Source organism: Streptomyces sp. AcH 505 (genome assembly GCF_000818175.1).
Classification (GTDB): domain Bacteria; phylum Actinomycetota; class Actinomycetes; order Streptomycetales; family Streptomycetaceae; genus Streptomyces.
This window is the reverse complement of the sequence record NZ_JTIY01000002.1, coordinates 276,617-284,624: the sequence shown is the minus strand read 5'-3', so window position 1 is coordinate 284,624 and position 8,008 is coordinate 276,617. Positions and strand designations below refer to the sequence as shown.

At 70.8% G+C, this 8,008-nt stretch carries 5 protein-coding genes; all 5 read right to left on the bottom strand.

Annotated elements, in window-relative coordinates; translation table 11 throughout:
- A partial coding sequence (locus HY68_RS31390; protein WP_198533461.1) for a lysophospholipid acyltransferase family protein occupies positions 1 to 608 on the bottom strand: 608 nt, incomplete at its 3' end.
- Positions 609 to 706: 98 nt separating this feature from the next.
- Positions 707 to 1,615 (bottom strand): hypothetical protein, encoded by a 909-nt coding sequence (locus HY68_RS31385; RefSeq protein WP_041998188.1) that lies wholly within the window; start codon positions 1,613 to 1,615, stop codon positions 707 to 709.
- A 5-nt stretch (positions 1,616 to 1,620) separates the two neighbouring features.
- The gene (locus tag HY68_RS31380; RefSeq protein ID WP_041998186.1) at positions 1,621 to 4,479 is read right to left on the bottom strand and encodes a beta-ketoacyl synthase N-terminal-like domain-containing protein; all 2,859 of its coding nucleotides are present in this window, start codon (positions 4,477 to 4,479) and stop codon (positions 1,621 to 1,623) included.
- A complete protein-coding gene (locus HY68_RS31375; protein ID WP_078864042.1) occupies positions 4,466 to 5,311 on the bottom strand; it encodes a 4'-phosphopantetheinyl transferase superfamily protein in 846 nt (281 codons plus the stop codon). The genes HY68_RS31380 and HY68_RS31375 overlap by 14 nt, the downstream gene beginning before the upstream one ends.
- On the bottom strand, positions 5,283 to 8,008 hold a 2,726-nt coding region (locus tag HY68_RS44285; RefSeq protein ID WP_041998181.1), incomplete at its 5' end, for an SDR family NAD(P)-dependent oxidoreductase. The genes HY68_RS44285 and HY68_RS31375, both read right to left, overlap by 29 nt.

Sequence of the window (8,008 nt, the reverse complement as noted above, 5' to 3'; positions counted from 1 at the left end):
TCCCTGGCCAGGGAGCGCAGTGCGGCGATGCGCGCGCCGCGCCGGCCGGCCGGTTCGGCGGTGATGGCGGGGCCGAAGACCAGCCGCGCGGTGGCCGCGCGCGGCCGCAGCTCGCCCTTGGCGAGGATCAGGTCGGTGCCGTGGATCATCACGGGTATCACGGGTACGCCGGTGCGGACCGCGAAGTAGAACGGGCCGTCGTTGAAGGGCTTGAGGCCGCCGCCCGTCCAGCGGGTGCCCTCGGGGTAGGTGCACAGCACGTCCCCCGCGGCCAGCACCTCCCCCATCGCGCGCAGCGCGTTGCGGTCGGGGCGTTCGCTGTCCAGCGGGATGCAGCCGACGCTGAGCCGCATCAGCCGCTTGACGGGGTTACGGAAGTGCTCGGCCTTCGCGGGGAAGTAGACGTACCGGCCGCGGGCCCCGTACAGCACGGTTTCGAGCAGGTAGTGGTCGAAGAAGCTGAGATGGTTGGAGACGACGATGAACGCCCCGTCGGCGGGGATGTGGCCGATGCCCTCGACCGAGTCGACGTGGTTCCTGGCGACCCACTGCCTGAACGACACGGTGATCGCGTCATGGATCCTGAAACCTCCCTTGTGGGGATCCATCGGTGGTTCGTCCGTCCCTTCCTCGCGCCGGACGCTGCGGGGACCGGTCGCCGGGGCCGGTGTCGGCCGGCCCCGGCGACGTGTCGGCCGGACCTCGCTCAGGCCGGCACCGTGCCCGTCTCCAGGCGCTTGTGCTCCTTCTCCACGGCCTCCGGCAGCGCCATGTAACGGCCCGTCAGACCGGCGACCAGCAGTCCGACCAGGACGACGAGGTAGACCCAGGTCAGGGCGTTGCCCCAGCGGATCTCGTCGGCGTATCTGGCGACGGCGACCAGCGACAGCACGCTCAGTGTGACGTCGGTGAGGAAGCCGGCCCGCATGCGGTGCAGGTCCTGCTCCCACAGGGCCTGCCAGGCGCCGGCGCCGAAGGCGAAGAACCACGCGCCGAGCATCCGGGCGTCCAGCGGGTCGAGCTGCCAGGCCCAGGCGTCGCCGACGGCCTGGGGCGCGATCCACAGGGCGAAGGCGAGGCCCCACAGGACGGCGCCCATGACGGCGGTGGGGATCCGTACGTCGGCGCCCATCGGGGCCGGGCCGCGGCCGTCGGGGTTCTTCGGCGCGGTGTTGTGGATCTTGTACACGACGAAGGCGGTGACCGGGAAGACGGCCAGCGAGACCAGCCACAGCCAGGCGAAGGCGCGGGCGAGGCCGGGTCCCTCGGTGAAGTGGAACTCGTCCCGGTAGAAGACCGTGAGCAGCAGGGCCGAGACGAGCAGGGTGATCGGCGCGAAAACGGTACCGCGTGCGCTCGTCCAGTCCTTCTCCCGCATGGTCAGGACGAACATCGTGCAGGCGCCCGCGTAGCCGGCGCCGAGCGCTGCGGCGCTCAGCGGCGATCCGGTCTCCCAGGCGAAGGCGTCGCCGGTGCTGGAGCTGAACAGGTAGAGCGGCACCAGGCAGGCGAGGCAGTGGATGAGGACCGGCCAGAAGAACAGGCTGCGCAGCCAGGGGTGGACGGGCCGGGCGAGCTGTTCCTGGGAAGCGGTGGTTTCGATCGTTGTCGACATGGGGTTCACCTCGTGACAGGGGGACGGGCGGACGGGTTGGTGGTGCTGTCGGGCCGCAGCAGCCGCAGGGTCAGCTGGGCCTTGCGGGCGAGATCCACCCACGACGCGTAGCTGAAGCCGAGCCGGTAGCTGTCCTGGGAGCTGGGCGGTATGTGGTCGAGCTGGCTCATGGCGCCGTGGCCGAGCGATTCGAGTTTCTGCATGAGGCGCTCGTAGGTGTCGGCGGTGATGAAGCCGGTGCCGGGGTCGTCGGGCGAGGCGTCCGCCGACACCGGTACGCGCCGGGCGGCGGGGACCGGCGGCCGGTCGCCGTCGGGGACGTCGCCGTTGCGCCTGATCCGGAGCGAGTAGCCGTAACCGCTCTCGATCTGGGGGAGTTTGACGTGCACGAGATCCTCGTCGGAGTCCTTCATGGCCGCGATCACCTCCACGGTGCGGATGGCGCCATCGGCGCCGTAGAAGAAGGGCACACCGGGCCCTGCGATGGGGATGTCGGCGTCGGCGCAGCCGACACCGTCGATGACGGCGAGCACCTGCTCGCCCTCGGTGACCCGGTCGAGGGGCTTGATGACGAAGAACGCCGCGCCCTCGCCGGGGGTCAGGTCGTCGATGTGATGGCCGGCCTCGTTCAGTCTGCGTTCGAACAGCCGGGTGAACTCGGGTGTGAGGTTGGCGTGTACGCCGCCGACCAGCGCGACGTCGCACTCGCCCTGTTCGAGGTTGCGCTTGGCCAGGCCGAGCGCGGTCCCGAAGGAGCACAGGTCGTCGTCGATGACGACGCCGGGGCCGCGCAGGTCGAAGATGTTCTGGATCCGGCCGGCCGTGATGTTGTCCATGTAGCCGGGCAGTGCGTTCTCCCTGGTGTGCGGGATGTAGCGGTGCACCTCCTCGGTGTAGCTGTCGACCAGGGCCTGCCGGGTGGCGGTGCCGAGCGCCTGGTAGGCGGGCACGTCCTCCAGGGCGCGCTCGAACTCCACCAGACGGATACGGAAGTTGCGGGTGAGCCCCGATTCGAGACCGCAGGTGGCGCCGACGAACACACCGGCGTTGACCCGGTCGGCCGCCGCCACCCCGTACTGTTCGAGCGCCTGCCCTGCCGCCATCACCGACAGCAGCTGGGCCCGGTCGAGGTCGGCCAGCACACTGGGCGGGATGCGGTAGGTCTTCCAGGGGAAGTCCAGGTCGGTGACGACACCGCCGCGCCAGGTGCCCTCGGGGTCGTAGACGGCGGCGGCGTCCGGGTGCCAGCGGTCGGCGGGGAAGCCCGAAACCCCCGTGCCGGCGGGCCTGTCGGGGTCGAGGCCCGCGATGTCCCTGGCGTACGGCGTGACACAGCCGATGCCGAGGACGGCGAGCGGCACACTGACCGCGCTCTCGGCGCGGCCCGCGTGGCTCTGCTGCTTCAGGGCGGCGTCGGCGTGGTGGACCGCGTCGTACTGCTCCACGACGATGCTGGTGTTGACGCCGCCGAAGCCGAAGGCGTTGGAGAGCGCGCGGCGGGGCCTGCATTCGTCGGGCACCTGCCAGGACTCGGCCTCGACGGGGACCCGGAACGGCGAGCCGGGGAGTTTCATCTCCGGCTGGGCGGTGCTGAAGGCGTGGGTGGGCGGCACCGTCTCGTGTTTGAAGGAGAGCAGGATCTTCAGCAGGTTGGCCATGCCGGCGGCCGAGAAGGTGTGTCCGATCTGGGCCTTGACCGAGCCGAGCAGGATGGATCCGGGGTCGGTCTCCCGGCCGTCGTAGAGCTGCTGCAGCGAGGTGACCTCCACCAGGTCGCCGGTGGAGGTGGCGGTGGCGTGGGTCTCGATGTAGTCCAGCTCCTCCGGCTGGGCGTCGGCGAGTTCGAGCGCCCGGCGCATCGCCGCCACCTGGCCGCGCGGCGAAGGGGCGTAGATGGCCTTGCCCTTGCCGTCGCAGCGGGTGGCGACACCGCGGATCACCCCGGCGATGGTGTCGCCGTCGCGCACCGCGTCGCTGAGCCGCTTGAGCAGGACGGTGCCCGAGCCCTCGCCGTTGATGAGGCCGCTGGCGCCCGCGTCGAGCGGGGTGGAGCGGGTGGCCGAGAGTCCGCCGATCTTGGCGAAGCACACGTTGCCGGTGATGTTCATGTTGCCCTGCACACCGGTGGCCAGCACCATGTCGTGGCTGCCGTCCTGGAGGTACTTCACCGCCGTGTCGATGACGGTGAGCCCCGAGGCGCAGGCGGCGTCGCCGATCGCCGCGGGCCCCGGCAGACCCAGCACCCGGGCGACCGCCTTGGCCACACTGACCTGGAAGACGTTGGCCGCGGGTGAGTCCTCCGCGTCGTACAGCCGGCGTTTGACCGCGGCGGGGAAGCCGCTCTCGATGGCGGCCCGCTGCTCCGCTTCCAGGCCCTGGAACGCAGCGCCGCCCTTGATGTGGTGCAGCACCTCGCCGGCCCGGAAGGCGAGCGAGGACTCCATCACGGCTTCGTCGCCGAGCATGTTGCCGACGAACAGCGCGGTGTCGGTGGTGCTCAACTGGTGCGGTGTGTAACCCGACATGCGCAGTGTCTGCAGCACGGTGTCGAGGACCATCAGCTGGGTGCGGTTGAAGTCGGTGACGGCCTCCCGTCCGATGCGGGTCAGTTCGTCGAGCCCGGTGGGCCCGGCGTAGTCGTCGATGAAGCCGCCCCAGCGGCAGTACGTCTTGTCGACGACGCTCTTGTCCTCGTCGTGGTAGTTCTGCCAGTCCCAGCGCTCGTCGGGCGGTGAGCCGATGCCGATCTTCCCGCCCAGGATGTTCTGCCAGAACGTGTCCGCGTCGTACGAGTCGGGCGGGAAGACGCAGCCGTATCCCACGACGGCGATCGGGTCGAAGTCCTCGAAGTCAGTCCCAGGCACGGAGCTGCCCCTTCTGCTGGTGGCCGTCCGTGGCCCAGGGGGTCACGGTGGCGATGGCGAAGATGTGGTCGGTGAGCCGGCCGTAGCGGATGTGCACCCGGTCCCCCGGGTCGGTGCCGGCCGGCAGGTTGATGTCGAAGACGGCGGCGGCCGGCCCGGCCCCGCGCAGCCGGGCTGTTCCCCAGCCGTGCGCGAAGCCGATGCCGTACGCCTTGAGCAGTGCTTCCTTGACCACCCACAGCGCGGTGGCCCGGTGTGCCGGGTCGAAGGCCGGGAACACGGACTCGGCCAGGGCGACTTCCCGTTCGGTGAAGACCGTGCGGAGCAGTGCGGGGCTGAAGCTCCGCAGGGGTTCCACATCGACCCCGACCCGGCCGCCGCTGGCCAGGCCGCACACCGCGAACCGCAGGGTGTGCGCGAGGGAGATGTCGGTGATGGGAAGCTCCGGGGGGCCGTCCCGCCCGTAGCCGCCCCCGGGTGGTGCGCTCAGTTCGGGTTTGCCGGCCCGGCCGCCGGGTTTGCGGCCGAGTACGGCGAGTTCGCTGGGCGGTACGGCGAGGCCGAGCCGTTCCAGGGTCAGACACACCAGGCGTTTGGCGGCGACCCGTCCCGCCAGCCATTCGACCTGCCGTTTGGGTACGGTGATCCGGGCGAAGACGGAGAGTTCCGCCGGGCCCAGGTAGTGCGCGCTGTACGCGGCGGGGGCCGCCGCGTAGTCCCCGCGCACCTGGGCGACCGGCAGCCATTCGGTGGTCACGGCGCCGCCGCCGGGCAGCGTCACGGCGCCGCCCGGCACGGCCGCCTCAGCCCAGCAGACTCGTATCGCCTTCATCGCGTCCCACTCGCGCCACCACCAGGTCGTCCATCTCGCACAGCGGGATGCCGGCGGAGTCGACGATTCGGGTGGCGATGCGCAGGCCGCCCGGCTTGCCTCCGGCGTCGGGGGCGACGGTGGAGTGGGTGTACAGGGTCTCGTCGGGCAGCGGCGCCCGGTAGAAGCGCAGTGCGCCGATGGAGACCGGCACCACATGGGTGCCGTGTCGGTGGTACGTCCACAGCAGGGTGGACCTCCAGGCGTTGTCGATGACGACGGGCATGGTCAGCAGCCGAGGTGTGGCGACGGTGGAGAAGAGGCCGCGCCCCGACGGCACGACGATCTCGCTCACCACCCGGCCTTCGTCGATGTCGCCGAGGAACCCGATCCGGCTGACCTGACGGAACGTCGGGCCGAAGGTGATCTGCCGGTGGGCCCGCTCGTAGAACCGCTCCAGGTCGAACTCGGTTGCCTTCTCGACGAGTTCGGCGATCGAGGGGTCGGCGTCCGGCGCCGGGGCCGGCTGCCGCGCGAAGAAGTACGTGCCGCGTGAGTGCACCCGGTCGGCCTCCAGGACCCGGCCGTCGGCGGTGACGAGGTCCGAGCGGATCTCGGCGGTGATCCGGCGCGGTACGTCCGGTGCGATCTCGTGGGGTCCGGTGACCCGGGCCTCCAGACGCAGGTCGAGCGGGAAGTTCGGCAGGTGTTTGACGAACTTCAGGAACTCGATGTTCTCCGCGCCGATGACGGTGTGTCCGGGCACGAGCAGCCCGGCCGCCTCGGCCTGCGACTCGATGTGCAGCACACCGGGGAAGGTGCCGGCGCCCTTGACCTGGTGGTCGTCGAGGTAGCGGTCGGTGCGCGGGTCGAGCCGTTTGGTGGCGACGATCCGGCCCTTGCCGGTGTCGGTGACCGCGTCCAGCAGCGGCAGGCTGATCCGGTCCCTGACACTGCCGTCGGGCCCGACCGGCACGGCGACACCGGTCCTGTCGGCGTTCATGGACGCGTCCTGGCCGCCGTAGCTGTTCGTCCCGATCTCGCCGAAGACCAGGACCTCGGGGTCGTTACCGCCCTGGAAGATCTCCCTGGCGAAGTGCTGGACGCCTTCCTCGACGCCCAGGTAGCGCAGGCCTCGGCCCACTTCCTGGATCCGCCGCACCGCTTCCGTCGCGGCCATGCCGACGTCGGACCAGCCGGTCCAGCACAGGGTGAAGACCCTGACCTCGGGACGCCGCCTGGCGAGCAGCGCGGAGAGCTTGGAGACCAGATCCGCGCCCGCCGTGTAGTCGACCTGGCCGTCCATGCCGAAGCGGCCGAGGAAGGAGCCGAAGAAGCTGAAGAACGTCAACTCGTCGTCCTTGACGGCGTGCCAGAGGTGGTGGGCGCCGTCGGCCTTGACCCGTACGACATGGCGGGCGTGGGCGAGGGACTTCTTCGGCACGGTGGCGACCGAGTCGAGGCCCGCCGCGTGCACGACGCCGTCGATCCGGCCGTACTTCTGCCGGATCGCCTGGATCGTCGCCGTGACCTGCGCCGCGTCGGACACGTCGCAGGTCTCGTAGCCGGTGAGCGGGTTGATGGCGCGCAGTTCTTCGATGTTGCGGTACAGCACGCGGGAGTTGGCCAGTGCGGCGAACTCCTTCTTCGCCTGTACCGGGGTGACGGCGGGGTTGGACTGCTTGGCCGTGCGGAACCAGTTGGCGCCCAGTGCCTCGAACTCCGCGTCGTCCAGGCCCATCCACTCCTCGGTGCCGGTGGCCGGGCGGGTACGGCCGAGGACGACGACGCGTACGCCTTCGAGGTGGGCGAGTTCCTTGGCACACTCGTAGGTGATGCCGCGCGAGCCGCCGGAGAAGACGACGACACTGCCCGGGTCGAGCCGCACCGGTCCGCGGCGTTCGTCGGTGTCGATCTCGTGCGGGAGCACCTGCACGATCTTGCGCAGCCCCCGTACGTAACCGACTTCGGCGGACGATTCGGCCTGGTGGGTGATCTCGGCGAACAAGGCGTCCGCCGCGTCCCGCACCCCGCTGTCGGTGAAGTCCACGACCTTGACGCGGACGTCGGGGAGTTCCAGTTGCAGACTCTTGGCGAATCCCGCGGTGAGTCCGCCGAGCGGGTCCATCGCACCGTCGGCCTCAAGTCCGAAGACCCCGCCGACGGCGGTGGCGGCGAAGTAGCCGCCCTCGGCGCCGGCCTGCGCCAGATCGGCGAAGTAGGCCTTGGCGGCGAGGAGGTTGACGGTGAAGTGCTGGTCGGCCGCGGCGCTCCAGTCGGCGGCCGGCGCGTCGAAGGAGGTGTGCTGCCCGTCGCCGGCGATGGGTTCGGGGCCCGCACCGTAGGGGTGCAGATTGACGACGGCCTGGACCGGGGCGCCGCCCCGGGCCGTCGTGAGTGCGGCGGCCAGTGCCTCGGGGTCGGTGAAGTCGGCGTGCGCCGTCCGCCAGCCGGTGAGTTCCGTGCCCTGCGGGGCGACGGCGTACGGCAGCGCGCCCTGCTCGGCGAGAAGCGGCAGCAGCAGCTCGGCGAGACGGGTGTCGTGGCCCGTGACGACCACGACCGCCTTGCCGTCCAGGCTGAACGGCACGGTGCCGGGGTGGTGCAGCGGGCTCTGTACGGCGACGGGGACGAAACGGCCGGCGATCCGGTCGACTTCACGGGCGAGGACCGGCGGCAGTACCGGGCTTGCGGCTGCCGCCGACGGTATGTGGCTGC